Here is a 17,171-nt window from a genome sequence, read left to right as displayed (position 1 = left end):
CATGACTACAAAATATATTATCGTATACATTTCAATGGTGGCAGCTATAATAAACTGCCACCACCTTAACGCACAGGATTTCGGAATAGAATATACTTCCGAGTTACAAACCGACTTCAATAAAGGTACAAATTGGGTAAATTTGCTCCGTATGGATTTATCTCTACCTATTAGAGAATATCTGAAAATTGATATAGCAACAATAAGTACAGCCAAAACAAGAGAAGAGCGCTTGGTAAATGACTTACAAACTTTTTCGAATATTGAAGAAGAAAATATTCCATTAGCACTAGCTATATTAGGATTTGAATTCAGCTATAGTAAATCTTCGTTTTTTATAGGAATTCGGAATTTGAATGAAGATTATTTTGCTTCGCCTTGCACTTCTCTTTTTACTAATAGTTCATGCGGAATATTTCCAACATTATCTGCAAATTATCCAATAGCCAATTATCCTGTTTCATCCGTTGGTATAGATTACAAATTGGAACTAAATCATTGGAATCTGGAAACATCATTATATAATGGTACTGGATACAGAAATTTCACCGGAAGAGAAAATGTTTTCCGTTTCTGTCCAAAGACAGACGGTCTATTAAGTATTACATCTATAAACTATCAGAAAAATGATAACGGCTATTATTGTGGTCTTGCTCTACATAGCGGCTTGCCTGTGGATAATGAAGATGGAAACAAAGAGAAAATGGAGAAAACGAAAGAGAAAGAACTAAATACCATATTTTGGGGATATATAGAACAACATTTATCTCGGAACATCAATATCCTTATACAATATTCAGTTAACCCAACAGAAAAAAAGGTTGCAGAAGTTATTCAGGCATTGGTCTATTATTCCATATTAAAAATACCACGGGAGGAATTTTTACAGATTATGCTGATTTTACTGACAAATATGAATTAGCTAGTGAATTAACATGGAAAATACCATGTTACAAAAATGGATATATACAACCGACTCTTCACTTTATTAAAAGTGACCAAAACAGATACGTTATCGGTATGTTGAGATTTGGGTATAAAATTTAACAGGAATATTTAGTATTCAAGAAAACAAAATTGACAACAAAAAAGGCTATCTCAACTTAACATTGAGACAGCCTCTTTTCGTATTTTGGCTAACGCAAAAATTATTCAGCGCTTTCAGCCGGTGCTTCTTCTGTAGCAGCTTCAGCCTGAGCTTCAGCAGCAGCGGCAGCCAATTCAGCTTTCTTCTGAGCAACAGCTTCAGCTTTAGCTTTGTTTACTTCTTTTTCAGCAGCCAAACGAGCAGCAGCAGCAGCCTTAGCAGCTTCTACGTCTTTTGATTTGATAGCTGTCAAAGTAGCAACTTTAGCATCTTTCCAAGCCTGGAATTTAGCTTCTGCAGCAGCTTCATCAAATGCACCTTTCTTAACACCTTCCAATAAGTGTTTTTTCAAGCAAACACCTTCGCGAGAAAGGATGTTGCGAACTGTGTCAGTTGGCTGAGCACCTGTCTGTAACCAATACAAAGCTCTTTCGAAGTTCAAATCTACTGTAGCAGGATTAGTGTTCGGATTGTAAGAACCTACCCTTTCAATAAATTTTCCATCACGTGGAGCCCTGCTGTCTGCAACTACGATCTGATAAAAAGCATAGCTTTTGCGACCGTGTCTCTGCAATCTAATTCTTGTTGCCATTTGTTGTAATTAAAATTTGAATTATTTATTAATTAAGCTATTTGTATTAGCGGTGCAAAGATACGCACTTTTTTTTAATCCACAATCTTTCCAAGTAAAAATAAATCAACTTTTTCATTTGTAGCAGCTCTCTCATTTTTATATATTTGCCTTAAACATTATTTAATTCATAACCAAATATGAAAAAGTATAAAATAGGATTTATTGGTACAGGTGGAATAGCCATCAAAATGGCAAATACAATCAATGGTATGGAAAATGCAGAATGTTATGCTGTCGGTTCTAGGAGTTTGGAGAAAGCACAAAGTTTTGCAAACGAACACGGTTTCAGCAAAGCATATGGCTCATATGAAGAATTTGCCGACGACTGCGATGTTGACCTTATTTATATTGCAACTCCACATTCTCTGCATTTCGACAATGCCAAAATGTGCATATTGAAAGGAAAACCTGTTCTATGCGAAAAATCTTTCACTGTTAATGCAAAACAGGCAGAAGAACTTTTAGCCTTGGCAAAAGAAAAAGGAGTTTTCATCACCGAAGCAATATGGACAAGATATATGCCTTTCTCAAAACAAATAAAGGATTTGGTTGACAGTGGAATAATTGGCAAGCCATATCTATTGACAGCCAATCTTGGATATGACATCAAACACGTAGAAAGAATTATATCTCCTGAACTTGCCGGTGGAGCTCTTCTGGATGTAGGTGTTTATCCTCTCAACTTTGCAGCAATGGTTTTCGGTAAAGAAATAGAAAAAACTGTATCAACATGCTTGAAGACAAATACAGGAGTTGATGCTCATAATAATACGACATTATATTTTTCCGGTGAAAGAATGGCTGTTCTTACATCAACAATGTGTGCAGCAACTGACCGTCAGGGAATAATTTCCGGTGATAAAGGACATATAATTGTAGAAAACATCAACAATCCACAATCGGCTAAAGTAATAGACAAAAATTATAATGTCATAGCTGAATATCATGCTCCAAAACAAATTACCGGATATGAATATCAGATACAGGCATCCATCGATGCTTTGGAAAACGGATGGCTCGAATCTCCATATATGCCTCACGAAGAAACAATACGCATCATGAAACAAATGGATGCGCTCAGAGAAGAATGGGGAATAAAATATCCTTTTGAATAAAACTTACAGGCAGTGTTTCATTAGATATAATCCAGAAACACTGCCTGTATAATTATTTCCTATATGTAGAATTAGTTATTCTCTGGTCTCAATTTACGAACCACAGCACCTGCACGCCACATTTCGCTTTCACGCAACTGACGCAATTCTTCGTTCAATTTATCACGATAATCCGGCTGTGAGTTAGAGTCGATTGAACGCTGAGCTTCATTACCACAAGCAACTTCGTTATAAAGTTTTTCAAATACAGGTTTAACTGCATCGTGGAACGGGCCCATCCAGTCCAAAGCACCACGCTGAGCTGTTGTTGAGCAGTTAGCATACATCCAGTCCATACCATTTTCACCAAACAAAGGCATCAATGACTGAGTCAATTCTTCAACTGTTTCGTTGAATGCTTCAGATGGTTCGTGTCCGTGTTCACGCAAAGTTTCATACTGAGCAAGAAGCAAGCCCTGGATTGCACCCATCAATGTACCACGTTCACCTGTCAAGTCAGAATAAACTTCTTTCTTGAATGTTGTTTCGAACAAATAGCCAGAACCAACACCGATACCCAAAGCGATAACGCGGTCCCAAGCCTTACCAGTTGCATCCTGATAAATTGCATAGCTTGAGTTCAAACCACGACCCTGCAGGAACATACGGCGCAAAGATGTACCAGAACCTTTAGGTGCAATCAAGATTACATCAACATCAGCAGGAGGAACGATGTGTGTACGGTCACTGTATGTAATAGCGAAGCCATGAGAGAAATACAAAGCCTTGCCTGGTTTCAAATGTTTCTTAATCATTGGCCAGCACTCAATCTGAGCTGCATCAGAAAGCAACACCTGAATAATAGTTGCCTTTTCGCAAGCTTCTTCAATACCGAACAAAGTTTCTCCCGGAACCCAACCGTCAGCCACAGCCTTTTCGTATGTTTTGCCAGGACGCTGACCTACGATAACATTAAAACCATTATCACGCAAGTTCAAGCTCTGACCTGGACCCTGAACACCGTAGCCAATAACAGCAATAACTTCATCTTTCAACACTTCTCTTGCTTTTTCCAAAGGAAACTCTTCGCGGGTAACAACATTTTCATCAACACCGCCAAAATTAATGATAGCCATTTTCTTTTTACTTTTAATATTGTAAATAATAATTATTATTGAATTCTAGTCCAAAAGGAATATTACGTCATTCCCATTTAGCCATCGCACGGCAAATAACTTTTTCGTCATTAGCTATAGCCATACAATATTGAGATTGGTTTGCCATTTCTTTTTTATACAACAACAAATCCATTCCATATCGTCCTTCTGCCTGATATGCTATTTCAAAGCGGGAAACATTTTGCTTCTCAAACTTTTCCTTATCAAACAAATCCAACAGATGCTCAATGTATTTTATACTGTTCAAATGACCGTTAATATCAAGGTCACTATATTTAACCTTATAATTTACAGAAAGTCCTTCTGACTCCGCAGGCAGAATTTTTCCAGGTTTCTCTATCGGACAAGGACGATCAGAAAGATAAACGCTCAATGCATCTATATCCAATGCTGTCGGTTTGCGAGTATTTACATCTATCGCCGCCCAAATTGAACGAGCATATCCGTAAACTTTTCCGGATGCATCAGCTATTTCAAAACATCTATGAGTGAAAAGCCGTCCCACTTCATTTATCCATGTATAGACAATTATAGAATCACCTGCCATAGGATATTCTTTTATCTCGATAGCCAGCCTCGACAAAACCCAGGCAGTATTGTTTTCCGACATATCGGTAAATCCAAAACCTCTGCCTGCAGCATGCTCTGATGCGGCATGAATCAAATAATTGCCTAGCATCGGCAGTGTGGCACGACCTCTGAAATCACTGAGATACGGCTCAACACTAAATGAATATGCTCCGACTTTTTCCATAATATTTATTGTAAATCAAATTTACACTTATGATATTTCTCTTCTCTGTCCGACATATATTCGCTTATACGCTCAACACAACTTTTTGTGATTGCAATTCTTCCGGAACGGACGTATTGCAACACACAGTCAGCATCTTGCAACTCACGATATAATGATATGATTTCCTCGGTCATACCAGGCTTTTCAACTATCGAATAAACACTGTTCACCTCAACAATGCGTGCATTATATCTTCGGATAATCTTTGATACGTTTGGATTATTCTGCAATTCAGGTGTTGAAAGCTTATACAGAGCTATTTCCTGAAGGAAGATTTCATCATCCGTGAAATAATGAGCCTGAATTACATCTATCTTTTTCTCGATCTGCTTTACAACTTTCTTGATAGTATCTTCATCTGTCCATGCAGTAATTGTATATTTATGAACTCCGGCAATAGATGAAGCCGACACATTCAAGCTTTCAATATTGATTTGCCTACGAGTAAAAACTGCAGTCACCTGATTAAGCAAACCTGCGATATTCTCTGAATATATTATTAATGTATATAATGTCTTTTCCATTGTTTTCCTCCTCAGCAATCTAACAACATTTCATTTACCGGTGCTCCCGGAGGTGTCATCGGTAAAACCTTACCTTCTTCTATCACACAAACCTCAAGCAGGAACGGACCGTCTGTCTCAAGCATTTCCTTGATAGCATCCTGCAATTCACTTCTCTCAGTTACTCTGCGTGAAGCTATTCCGTAAGCTCCGGCAATTTGCATATAATCCGGATTCATCATCGGAGTGAATGAATAACGACGGTTGAAGAACATTGCCTGCCACTGACGAACATTTCCCAAATAATTATTATTCAAAAGAATAATCTTTACTGGAGCCTGCTGTTCCATGATAGTGCCGAATTCCTGTATGCTCATCTGCAATCCGCCATCACCCATGAAAGCACATATTGTTCTTTCCGGAGCACCAAATGTAGCACCAATAGCAGCAGGAAGTCCAAATCCCATAGTTCCCAAACCGCCAGAAGTAACAATGCTACGTTCTTTTGAATAACGGAAATATCTTGCAGAAATCATCTGGTTCTGACCAACATCTGTTACAAGAACAGCTTCGTCATTTGTTACTTCACTTACAGCTCTTGCCACTTCTCCCATTGTCAAAGGACCTTCACCTGGATTCAACTCACGGCTGATAACATTGTCATACTCTGTTTTTTCGTATTCTGCGAAACTCTTTATCCACATAGTATGTTGGTTATGTTGGATTCTGGACGTAAGCATTGACAGTGTATCTTTACAATTGCCCAGCAAAGCCACATCAACCTTAACATTCTTGTTGATTTCTGAAGGGTCGATATCAAGATGAATGATTTTAGCCTGTTTAGCATATGAATCCAAACGTCCTGTCACACGGTCATCAAAACGCATACCAACAGCAATCAACACATCACATTCATTTGTCTTTACATTCGGTCCTAAATTTCCGTGCATACCTAACATACCCTTATTGAGTCTGTGGGATGTTGGCATAGCAGACAAACCAAGCAAAGTGCACCCGCAAGGGATATCAGCTTTCTCAACAAATGAAAGCAACTCTTTATGAGCACTGCCAAGTTCCACACCCTGACCAACAAGAACCAAAGGACGTTGTGCAGAATCAATCAGACGAACAGCTTCCTCAAGAGCATCCATATCAGTTGAAGGAACAGGCTCGTAACTGCGAATGAAATCAACAACTGCCGGTTCGTAATCAACCATATCAGTCTGTGCATTCTTTGCAAAATCCAGAACAACAGGACCAGGACGACCACTTCTTGCAATATAGAAAGCACGTGATACAGCCCAAGCTACATCTTCAGCACGTCGGATCTGATAGCTCCACTTTGATATAGGTTGAGTTACACCAACCAAGTCCACTTCCTGGAAAGCATCACTTCCCAAAAACTGTGTACCAACCTGACCGGCAATAACAACCAACGGCGTACTATCAATCATTGCATCGGCAATACCGGTAATCGTATTGGTTGCACCAGGTCCGCTGGTAACCAAACAAACACCTACTTTACCCGAAACTCTTGCGAATCCCTGTGCTGCATGTGCAGCTCCCTGTTCATGGCGCACCAATATATGATTCAGAGTATCTCTGTGGTCATACAAAGCGTCATATACCGGCATGATTGAGCCGCCGGGATATCCGAAGAGAGTCTTCACTCCTTCAAATTCCAGCGAACGCATCAAAGCCTCTGCTCCTGTTATTCTTTCTTTCATATATGTGTGATTCTGTTTTGCGTTATAAATTAATCTTCTATTATTCTTACTCCACCTTTATCTGCTGAAGTCACCATCTTACCGTAAGCTTTCAAAGCTTTTGACACTTCACGCTGACGGTATGGAGGAGTAAAGGCTTTTTTACCTCGTGCTTCTTCTTCGGCTCTTCTCTTACACAATTCATCATCGCTCAGAAGAACATTTATCTTACGGTTTGGAATATCTATTTCTATCATATCACCATCACGCACCAGACCGATATTGCCTCCGGCTGCTGCTTCCGGCGAAATATGACCGATTGACAATCCGGATGTTCCGCCGCTGAAACGTCCGTCTGTAATCAATGCACATTCTTTTCCCAGATGTCTGCTCTTGATATATGATGTAGGATAAAGCATTTCCTGCATACCTGGACCACCTTTCGGGCCTTCATATGTAATGACAACAACGTCACCAGATACAACCTTTCCACCCAAAATACCTTCACAGGCAGAATCCTGAGAATCGAATACTTTTGCTGGACCGGTGAATTTCCAGATGCTTTCATCCACTCCGGCAGTTTTGACAACGCAACCGTCAATAGCGATATTTCCTTTCAGAACAGCCAATCCGCCATCTTTTGAATATGCATGTTCAACATCACGGATACATCCGTTAGCTCTGTCTGTGTCAAGTTCCTTATATGAAGAATTCTGTGCACCCATTGTTATACAGAATTTTCCACCAGGAGCACTCTTATATTTTGCCAATGCCTCTTCTTTGACATTTGGTGAAGTAATAGCGAAGTTATCAACGGCTTCAGACAATGTCAAGCCATCAACACGCTTGACAGAGCCGTCAACCAAACCGGCTTTGAGCAGTTCATTCATTATAGACATGATACCTCCGGCACGGTTCACATCCTGAATATGATACTTTTGTGTGTTTGGTGCTACTTTACACAAGCATGGAATCTTGCGTGAAAGAGCATCAATGTCATCCATGGTAAAATCAGCGTTTGCTTCTTGAGCAACAGCCAACAAATGAAGAACGGTATTAGTCGAACCACCCATAGCTATATCAAGCGACATTGCATTGAGGAAAGCCTGACGGGTAGCAATCTTGCGAGGGAGAACTGAATCGTCGCCGTCGCGGTAATATTTATATGCATTTTCAACAACAAGTTTGGCAGCGTCGCGGAACAATTGCAATCTGTTGGCATGAGTAGCAACAATAGTTCCGTTTCCAGGCAAAGCCAATCCTATTGCTTCATTCAAACAGTTCATTGAATTTGCAGTGAACATTCCTGAGCAACTTCCGCAACCCGGACAAGCATGGCGCTCAACTTCTGCTATCTGCTCATCGCTTACTGAATCATCGGCAGCTTCAATCATTGCATCAATCAAATCCAGCTGACGTCCATTCCATTCTCCGGCTTCCATAGGACCTCCGGAAACGAATACAGTTGGAATATTCAAACGCATTGCTGCCATCAGCATACCCGGAGTAATCTTGTCGCAATTGCTTATGCAAACCATGGCGTCAGCTTTATGCGCATTTACCATATATTCAACGCTGTCTGCAATGATATCTCTTGAAGGAAGAGAATACAACATTCCATCGTGTCCCATCGCAATACCGTCGTCAATGGCTATCGTATTGAATTCAGCGGCAAAACATCCAAGCTTTTCAATCTCAGCTTTTACAATCTGTCCCACCTCATGCAAATGAGTATGTCCCGGAACAAATTGAGTAAAAGAATTGACAATCGCTATAATAGGACGGCCAAATTGCTCTTTCTTCATACCATTGGCACACCATAATGCACGCGCGCCAGCCATACGACGTCCTTCTGTACTAAAGGAACTTCTCAAAGGAATTTTCATTGTATTCTTCTCCATATCTTCAAAAACACAAGTATATCATTAATCAAAAAGCCTTTCTCTATTGAAGGAGAAAGGCTTATATAATATTATAACAAATGTTCAAGTATTACACATACCTTTCTCCTCACCTACATAATAATATGAAGGACGACCACGAGATTAATAATATGCAATACATTGTTCATCATACTTTCTTTCTTATTTTTGTTTGACATTGCAAATGTAGAACAATAATTTATTCCACCAAAGAAATTTCTAGATTTTTTTCAAATCTTTTCTTTCAAATATCAATCCAAACATGCTTTTATCTTATATTTCGTAAATTGAAATGCCAATTTACAAACACTTTAATACCGAGAAGCAGAGTTTAAAACACAGAGTACGCAGAGACACAGAGACTTTTTAAATACCTTAATATTAAAATCTATATACCAGTTAATATATATCTAACTAACAACAAACAAAACAAACACAGCTAAAACAAAATAAATACTTCAAAATACCTGTTATATTCTTAAAACTAAAGCTTAGTTTGTACAAATTAAGTCACAGTTTTTATAAACTAAGGTTGAGTTTTTAAAAACTAAGGCTTAGTTCTAAGTATAAATATAGACTTTCTAAAGAATAAAATATTTTGCTCTGCGCTCACCTTTCACTATCTTTGCATCTCTTATTATCGAATGAAAAATTCATCATGTATATTACTCAGGAAGAAATAATGTCTCATATTTCTGCACGTCCTTTCAAGATAATCTCAGAGGCGGCAGATGAATTGGGGCTTGAAGCGTATGTTATTGGCGGATATGTAAGAGATATATTTCTAAACCGCCATTCAAAAGATATAGATGTTGTTGCCGTTGGTAGCGGTATTGAGCTGGCAAAGGCTGTGGCTCGCAAATTGGGAAGAGGTGCAAACTTATCGGTGTTCAAAAACTTTGGGACAGCGCAAGTAAAGGCTGGCGGTCTGGAACTGGAGTTTGTCGGAGCCAGAAAAGAATCATACAGCCACGACAGCCGCAAGCCTGTTGTTGAAGACGGAACTCTCGAAGATGACCAGAACAGAAGGGATTTCACTATAAATGCTCTTGCTCTTTGCCTGAACAAGGACAGATATGGCGAGCTGGTTGACCCGTTTGGTGGTTTGGATGATATGGAAGACCTAACAATCAGAACTCCAATGGATCCGGATATTACTTTCAGCGATGATCCTTTACGCATGATGCGCGCAGTAAGGTTTGCTTCTCAGTTGGGATTTTTCATCGACCCAGATACTTTCGATGCAATAATCAGAAATAGAAAAAGAATAGAAATTATTTCTAAAGAGAGGATTGTTGATGAGCTGAACAAGATTGTTCTTTCTCCAAAACCTTCCATTGGTTTCGAATTGCTCGACAAAAGCGGACTTCTAGAGCTTATATTCCCTGAGCTTTGTGCACTGAAAGGTGTTGAGACTAAAGAAGGAATCGGCCACAAGGATAATTTCACACACACATTGATGGTTTTGGACAGACTAAGCAAAACTACGGATAATCTTTGGCTGAGATGGTGCGCAGTGTTCCACGACATTGGTAAACCTGCAACTAAGCGTTTCGACAACCGTTTGGGTTGGACTTTCCACAATCACAACTTTGTTGGTGAAAAAATGATTCCTGGTATTTTCAGGAAAATGAAATTGCCGATGAACGAGAAGATGAAGTATGTTCAGAAGCTTGTCAGTCTGCATATGCGTCCAATCGCTCTTGCTGACGATGAAGTTACAGATTCGGCAATACGAAGACTTCTGTTTGACGCCGGCGACGACATTGATGATTTAATGTTGTTATGCGAGGCTGATATAACAAGTAAGAATCCGGAAAAGGTGAAGCGTTTCCTTGCTAACTTCCGCCTCGTTCGTTCTAAACTTGCCGAAATAGAAGAAAAAGACAGGGTGAGAAATTTCCAACCGCCAGTATCAGGCGAAGAAATTATGGAAACATTCGGCCTCGCTCCTTCCCGCCCGGTCGGTGTTTTGAAAGAATGTATAAAGAATGCTATTCTTGATGGAGTTATTCCTAATGAATATGAAGCGGCCCGTGCTTTTATGCTTGAAAAAGCAGAGAAAATGGGATTGAAGCAAAAGCAAAGTTGACAAAGCTTCAAAAAGAAACGAGTTGACAAGATTCTAATGTCTGTTCCAAAGAACAAAAGACATTTAAAACCTTGTCAACTCGTAAATTTATATCTAGTCAATATAGTTATTTTTCCGGAACATACTCAGCGTTCGGATCATAACCACCGCCAAGAGCCTTATACAAATAAACTACAGACAGCAACTCATCGCAAATAGCAGAATTCAAACCAATCTGCGCATCCAAAAGACCACGCTGTGCGTCCAGCACATCCATATAGCTTGAAACTCCGTTTATGTATTGCAACTGAGCCAAATCCAAATAATTGCGGGCTGCAGCTTCGAGCTTGGCTCTTGAAGCACGGATTTCCTTTGTTTTACGGACTGCAACAATAGCATCGTTCACTTCTTTGAAGGCAGATAGAACACTCTTTTGATAGCTTGCTACTTCCTGTTCATACTGAGCTTTTGCCACTTTCAGACGTGCTTTGTTCTTTCCCATCGCAAATATTGGCTGCAAAAGATTACCAACCACATTCCACGCCGGACTCTTTATCAAATCTGAAAGTTCCGCACTTTCAAAACCGCCATAAGCTGTAAGTCCAATTTTCGGGAACAAGCTTGTATATGCAACACCAACTTTAGCATTAGCTGCTTTCAAAGATTGCTCAGCCTGTCTCATATCCGGACGACGCTGCAACAAAGTTGACGGCAAACCTACAGGAAGGAAATCCGGTAAATCCTGATGACTCAGAGATTCTCCTCGAGGTATACTTGATGTATATTCACCCAAAAGCATTGACAAATCACTTTCCTTATTCTTTATTTTTCTTTCCAATGAAGGAACAAGGGTTTCTGTACGTGCCAACTCAACCTGAGCCTGGTTATATGCAGTTTCGGAAGTAAGACCACCTTCGTAACGCAACTTTGCCAATCTCACACCTTCGCGACGTGCAGCTAATGTTTGCTGCACGATTTTCAGTTCCTGATCCAATGCACAAAGTTCATAATATCCGGCAGCGACACTTGAAACTATAGTCAACTGCAAAGCTCTGCGCGCCTCAACTGATTGCATATATGCGGCAATATCTGCTTCATTAGCCCAACGGAGTTTACCCCACAAATCCAATTCCCATGTAACACCTAGTTTTGCACCAAACTCAGGGTCTGGTTTAGGATTATTACCACCATAATTCAGAACCTCTTTCTCTCCATAAAGCTGAAGGCCAAATTCAGGAAACATATTTGCAAATGAGATTCTCTTGGCAGCAATCATTTCCTTAATCTTTGCCGCAGCAATCTGCATATCCTTATTATTATTTAATGCCTTGCGGATAAGGTCCTGCAATATTGGATCTGTATATAACTCCTCCCAAGAAATATCTGCTACAGAAGTACTGTCATTAGCTTGAGACAGTACTTCTTCAGAAACTTTATCTGGAAGATTCAAATCTGGACGCGAATATTTCTGGCCCAACTTACAAGAAGACATTGACAATGTAAGCAAAGCAAACAGAATCATCGTTCCGGCTGATTTCTTATTTATAAGCTTTCCAAGTCTGTCTTTCTCGCGCTTTATCTTGTCGAGCGGCAATTTATCCAATGGTATTTTTTCCAGCTTGCTCTTCAAGTTTATTTTCTTATGCAAATTGCATACGAAAACAAAGAAGAAAGGAACAAGAACTATACCAACAGTAATAGCAACCAACATTCCAAAGAACACACCTGTACCAATACTATGACGTGATGCAGAACCCGGACCTGAAGCCATAACCATAGGCAACATACCAAGTACAAACGCAAGAGATGTCATAAGAATCGGACGGAAACGCATCTGAGCAGCATGGATTGCAGCTTTCACCGGATCAACTCCGGCATCTACCTGAACCTTGGCAAACTCAACGATAAGAATTGCATTCTTTGCTGCAAGACCGATAAGAGTTACCAGACCAATCTGGAAATATATATCGTTCTCAAGTCCAGTTGCCCAAATTCCCAAATAAGCACCCAAAGCTGCGATAGGCAATGAAAGCAAAACTGCAATAGGCACAATCCAACTTTCATACTGTGCTGCAAGGAACAAGAATACGAAAAGGAATACCAACGCCAGCACGAATCCAGTTTGACCTCCGGCTTTCTTTTCCTGGTATGACAATCCGCTCCATTCAACTGCTATATTTTCCGGCAAATGTTCTTTTGCTATTCTTTCCATGGCTTCCATAGCTTCACCGGTACTATATCCTGATGCTGCAACTGCATTTATGGATGCAGTGTTGAACATGTTGAAACGCTTGATTGTTCCCGGACCAGTTGTATATTCAGTAGTTCCAAGTGCTGTAAGCGGAACCATCGCACCAGTACTTGTCTTTACAAAGAACAAACCGATATTGTCCTTGTTTGCACGATATGGAGCTTCAGCTTGGATATATACTCTATATATACGGTTGAACATATTGAAGTCGTTTACATATACAGAACCAAGATAAGCCTTCATTGTTGAGAATATATCAGCCAACGGAATGCCCAAAAGTTTGGCTCTGTCGCGATTAACATCAAAATACAACTGAGGAATCTCTGCCTGTAAAGCTGAAGAAACGCCTTCAAGTTCAGGAGCCAGTGATGCATAATACAGGAATGTATCTGTTGCACTCACCAAATTTTCCCAACTTGTTTCACCACGAGCTTCAAGCTGCATTTCCAAACCACCACTTTCACCTAAGCCTGGGATTACTGGCGGACGTGTTACATAAGACTTCACTTCAGGATAATAATACAATTCCTTACGTGTAGCTTCCATAACATCCTCAACCATCATATTTGAAGACTTTCTTTCCTCCCAAGGTTTAAGTATAACAGTAAGTGTTGCTCTTGATTGAGACGAACCGACACGGCTACTGCTACCTGTAACATTCTGTACGTAAGCGACAGCAGGCTGCTTATCAATAAATTCTATTGCTCTATTTGTCACCTCACGCATACGCTCCATAGTTGCGCCTTCAGGTAATTCAAGCTCAACAAAGAAATATCCCTGGTCTTCTTCCGGAATAAAACTTGTAGGTAAAGCTCTGTTTAGTACAAATATCGCAACAAGAACCATTCCGAAACCTGCAATTACGCGGCGAGGGCATTTCATTACTTTCGACAATATTCCACCATAACGTCTGTTACCGACAAATAGCCAGTAATTTATCATTCGGAAAACTATATTCTTCTTGCCTTTCGACGGACGAAGTATAATAGCACACATCGCCGGACTCAACGTAAGCGCAACCACTGTTGACAACAATACGGAAACAACAATTGTCACAGAGAACTGACGATACAACTGTCCGGTAATTCCACCAAGAAAACTTACAGGAACAAACACTGCAGCCAACACCATTGATGTTGCAATCAATGCTCCGGAAAGTTCACTCATAGCCTTGTGTGTTGCCTGACGCGCAGTCAGATGCTCTTCTTCCATTATTCGCTCAACATTTTCTACAACCACAATAGCATCGTCCACCACAATACCAATTGCAAGAATCAAACCAAGCAATGTCAACATATTCAACGAGAATCCGAATACGAGCATGAATCCGAAAGTACCTATCAAAGAAATAGGAACTGCAATAGTAGGGATCAATGCTGCACGCCAATTCTGCAATGACAAGAACACAACAAGAACTACAAGGAACAGAGCCTCAAATAAAGTCTTGTAAACCTCGTGGATTGACTGTGAAATATATTCAGTCATATCAAACGGGAAGTTATACTCAAGTCCTTCCGGGAAGTTCTTGCTGATTTCCTTCATTTCAGCCTTTACCTTTTCTGCTACATCCATAGCATTTGCGCCTGGAAGCATATAAATACCCAAAACGGCTGCGTTCTTTCCGTTGATACCACTTTCTGTAGTATATGAAGCAGCTTCGAGCGATACTCGTGCCACATCACGCATTCTCACAATTGAACCGTCAGGATTAGCACGGACAACAATATCTTCGAACTCCTCAACAGTTGAAAGACGTCCAGGAGCAGTTACAGGCAATGTGATATCTACATCAAGAACTGGCTGCTTACCTAATTCACCGGCAGCAGACTCACGGTTCTGGTCTTTCAATGCATTCTGCAAATCCTGTACTGTAAGTCCCATATTAGCCAAGCGGTCCGGATATACCCATATCTGCATACCATAATAACGTCCACCAATGTTTGATACACGACCTACGCCAGGAATACGGCGGATAACGTCGAGCACGTTGATTGTAGCAAAGTTACTCAGATAGATTTCATCGAACTTTGGGTCGTCGGACATCAGCGTCAGTGTCATCAACTGGCTCGGCGCTTGCTTTTCAACTGTTATACCATTCTGTATAACTTCGGCAGGCAGACGGCTTTCAGCCAATTTTATACGGTTCTGAACTTCTACTGCAGCCAAATCCGGATCTGCCGAAACATCGAAAGTAACAGTTACACTAAGGCTTCCAGAGTTGGAGCTACTACTTTGCATATATATCATACCAGGCGTTCCGTTGAGCTCCTGCTCAATAGGAGTTGCTACAGCCTGGGAAACAGTAAGCGCACTTGCTCCCGGATATGTGGCACTGATTTTAACCACCGGCGGCGTTATCTGTGGATACTGATCCACAGGCAACAGGAACAGACCGATTATACCAACAATGACAATCAACAAAGAAAGCACCGTTGAGAAAACCGGACGATCTATAAAGAATCCTGGTTTCATTGATTTTCCTCCTCTTCTCTTAATGCCTGGATAGCTTTTTCATCTCCAGCAAACACTGCATGAACTTTTGCTCCAGGAACCAGTTTATGATAACCTTCTATCACTACGCGTTCATTTTCTCCAAGTCCTCTTTCAATAACTACGTTGTTTCCGATTTCCGGACCAATCTGAACGAAACGTTTTTCTGCTACATCATCACGTCTGATAACATAGATAAAAGCACCACCTTTTTCAATTGACAATGATTTGCGGGGAACAACAATCGCACGTTCTCTCACATCCAAAAGCAATTTAACACGTGTGAACTGTCCCGGCAAAAGTTTACGGTCCGGATTAGGCAATTCAGCACGTACACCGAATGTTCCGGTCTGAGGGTCAACCTGAGGGTCTGCAAAGTCCACAATACCTTTCACCGGATATTCAGAATTATCAGCCAAAGTAACAGAAACTGTCTGCTGCCAAGAACGAGTTGTGTCTTGTTCGCCGAATTTAATATTACGTCTTTCGGCACGCAGATAATCCAAGGCAGTCATTTTGAAGTCGACATCTACTGTATCACTTTTCACAACCGAAACCAACTTTGACTTAGCACCCGGTCCGACAAGCGTACCGATATCAACATATCGTTCACTTACATAACCGGAAATCGGTGATGTTACTGTTGTATAACTAAGTTCCAGCAAAGCCTGGTCAAGGTCTGCCTTGCTCATAGCAATATTTGCCTCAGCATTTTCCTTTGCAGCAATAGCATTGTCCAAGTCGAGCTGGCTGGCAGCATGCTGTTCATAAAGCGGAGTAAGGCGCTCAACGTCTCTTTGAGCCTTGGCAGCTGAAACTTGATCTTTCTTAAGCTGTGCACTAGCCTTAGCTACTTTTGCTTTATAAAAATCAGGACTTATAATAAACAAAGGATCACCTTGCTTAACCTTCTTTCCTTCTTCAAACATCATTTTTTCAAGATAACCTTCCACTCTTGCATGAACTTCAACAAAACTTGAAGCTCTGATTCGTCCAACATATTCTCCGAAAATCTGAACATCCTCTTTGGCAGGTTTATCCACTACAACGATTGGCAACTGCGGCTCTTCTTTTTGCCGACATCCTGTAAATAGGATAGAAAAGGCTAATACTCCAAATGTTAGCCAGAAAAAACGTCTATTCACCATACTACACTTTTAGTATATATAAACTTATGAATTATCTCTGGAAAAATCGAACGAATGAGGGGAAATAATGATGGCAGCACTGGTGTTCAATGACTTATGAGAACTTTTGATGAAAGCCTCGCCGATGCAAAAGTGCAAGGAAATGAAAGGTAATGAGGGCGGACGGTTTTCAAATCATTACCCGATAACGAGGTGAGTTTATAGGTCATTGGAGTTTATTTCTATTCTCTGCCACATTCTGCATAACAATGTACAACTCGCTGATAACTAATTTTGTAACCAAAAAGAATT

The 17,171-nt window shown here is 40.4% G+C and carries 11 protein-coding genes; 3 read left to right on the top strand and 8 right to left on the bottom strand.

The window, feature by feature from the left end:
• Nucleotide 1: 1 nt before the first annotated feature.
• A complete protein-coding gene (locus ACYIAR_RS12785; RefSeq protein ID WP_480329954.1) occupies nt 2–922 on the top strand; it encodes a hypothetical protein in 921 nt (306 codons plus the stop codon).
• Between the two features lie 226 nt (nt 923–1,148).
• Here the strand turns inward: ACYIAR_RS12785 and ACYIAR_RS12780 are convergent, their stop codons facing one another.
• A complete protein-coding gene (locus ACYIAR_RS12780; protein ID WP_480329952.1) occupies nt 1,149–1,679 on the bottom strand; it encodes a 30S ribosomal protein S16 in 531 nt (176 codons plus the stop codon).
• 179 nt (nt 1,680–1,858) lie between these two features.
• Here ACYIAR_RS12780 and ACYIAR_RS12775 point away from each other — a divergent pair, with 179 nt between their 5' ends.
• Nucleotides 1,859–2,836 carry a Gfo/Idh/MocA family protein gene (locus tag ACYIAR_RS12775; protein WP_480329950.1) on the top strand — a complete coding sequence of 326 codons (978 nt, stop codon included), beginning with the start codon at nt 1,859–1,861 and terminating at the stop codon, nt 2,834–2,836.
• A 71-nt stretch (nt 2,837–2,907) separates the two neighbouring features.
• Here the strand turns inward: ACYIAR_RS12775 and ilvC are convergent, their stop codons facing one another.
• From ilvC to ilvD, 5 genes are all read right to left on the bottom strand, one after another.
• The gene (ilvC, locus tag ACYIAR_RS12770; protein WP_480329948.1) at nt 2,908–3,951 is read right to left on the bottom strand and encodes a ketol-acid reductoisomerase; all 1,044 of its coding nucleotides are present in this window, start codon (nt 3,949–3,951) and stop codon (nt 2,908–2,910) included.
• 67 nt (nt 3,952–4,018) lie between these two features.
• Entirely contained in the window at nt 4,019–4,747 is a 729-nt protein-coding gene (locus ACYIAR_RS12765; RefSeq protein WP_480329946.1) for an acyl-[acyl-carrier-protein] thioesterase, read from the bottom strand.
• A 5-nt stretch (nt 4,748–4,752) separates the two neighbouring features.
• Nucleotides 4,753–5,313: an acetolactate synthase small subunit gene (gene ilvN / locus ACYIAR_RS12760; protein ID WP_480329944.1), complete on the bottom strand. Its 561-nt coding sequence runs from the start codon at nt 5,311–5,313 to the stop codon at nt 4,753–4,755.
• Between the two features lie 11 nt (nt 5,314–5,324).
• Nucleotides 5,325–7,019 carry a biosynthetic-type acetolactate synthase large subunit gene (ilvB, locus tag ACYIAR_RS12755; protein WP_480329942.1) on the bottom strand — a complete coding sequence of 565 codons (1,695 nt, stop codon included), beginning with the start codon at nt 7,017–7,019 and terminating at the stop codon, nt 5,325–5,327.
• A gap of 29 nt (nt 7,020–7,048) precedes the next feature.
• Nucleotides 7,049–8,884 (bottom strand): dihydroxy-acid dehydratase, encoded by a 1,836-nt coding sequence (ilvD, locus tag ACYIAR_RS12750; RefSeq protein ID WP_480333653.1) that lies wholly within the window; start codon nt 8,882–8,884, stop codon nt 7,049–7,051.
• Nucleotides 8,885–9,578: 694 nt separating this feature from the next.
• Between ilvD and ACYIAR_RS12745 the strand changes: the two genes are divergently transcribed.
• Entirely contained in the window at nt 9,579–11,012 is a 1,434-nt protein-coding gene (locus tag ACYIAR_RS12745) for a CCA tRNA nucleotidyltransferase (protein ID WP_480329940.1), read from the top strand.
• Between the two features lie 106 nt (nt 11,013–11,118).
• Here ACYIAR_RS12745 and ACYIAR_RS12740 read toward each other — a convergent pair whose 3' ends face one another.
• Nucleotides 11,119–15,714, bottom strand: coding sequence for a multidrug efflux RND transporter permease subunit (locus ACYIAR_RS12740; RefSeq protein ID WP_480329938.1), 4,596 nt, complete (start codon nt 15,712–15,714; stop codon nt 11,119–11,121).
• Nucleotides 15,711–16,880, bottom strand: coding sequence for an efflux RND transporter periplasmic adaptor subunit (locus ACYIAR_RS12735; protein WP_480329936.1), 1,170 nt, complete (start codon nt 16,878–16,880; stop codon nt 15,711–15,713). The genes ACYIAR_RS12740 and ACYIAR_RS12735 overlap by 4 nt, the downstream gene beginning before the upstream one ends.
• Between the last annotated feature and the right edge of the window lie 291 nt (nt 16,881–17,171).

Source organism: Parabacteroides sp. KHUB-01, assembly GCF_056640935.1.
The sequence above is the reverse complement of the archived record's forward strand: the minus strand, read 5'-3'. Positions and strand labels throughout refer to the sequence as shown.

Coding starts and splice junctions, on each gene's coding strand:
- ACYIAR_RS12735 (WP_480329936.1), bottom strand. CDS start 16,880: ATGGTGAATAGACGTTTTTTCTGGCTAACATTTGGAGTATTAGCCTTT.
- ilvN (WP_480329944.1), bottom strand. CDS start 5,313: ATGGAAAAGACATTATATACATTAATAATATATTCAGAGAATATCGCA.
- ilvD (WP_480333653.1), bottom strand. CDS start 8,884: ATGAAAATTCCTTTGAGAAGTTCCTTTAGTACAGAAGGACGTCGTATG.
- ACYIAR_RS12780 (WP_480329952.1), bottom strand. CDS start 1,679: ATGGCAACAAGAATTAGATTGCAGAGACACGGTCGCAAAAGCTATGCT.
- ACYIAR_RS12745 (WP_480329940.1), top strand. CDS start 9,579: ATGTATATTACTCAGGAAGAAATAATGTCTCATATTTCTGCACGTCCT.
- ACYIAR_RS12775 (WP_480329950.1), top strand. CDS start 1,859: ATGAAAAAGTATAAAATAGGATTTATTGGTACAGGTGGAATAGCCATC.
- ACYIAR_RS12765 (WP_480329946.1), bottom strand. CDS start 4,747: ATGGAAAAAGTCGGAGCATATTCATTTAGTGTTGAGCCGTATCTCAGT.
- ilvB (WP_480329942.1), bottom strand. CDS start 7,019: ATGAAAGAAAGAATAACAGGAGCAGAGGCTTTGATGCGTTCGCTGGAA.
- ACYIAR_RS12740 (WP_480329938.1), bottom strand. CDS start 15,714: ATGAAACCAGGATTCTTTATAGATCGTCCGGTTTTCTCAACGGTGCTT.
- ACYIAR_RS12785 (WP_480329954.1), top strand. CDS start 2: ATGACTACAAAATATATTATCGTATACATTTCAATGGTGGCAGCTATA.
- ilvC (WP_480329948.1), bottom strand. CDS start 3,951: ATGGCTATCATTAATTTTGGCGGTGTTGATGAAAATGTTGTTACCCGC.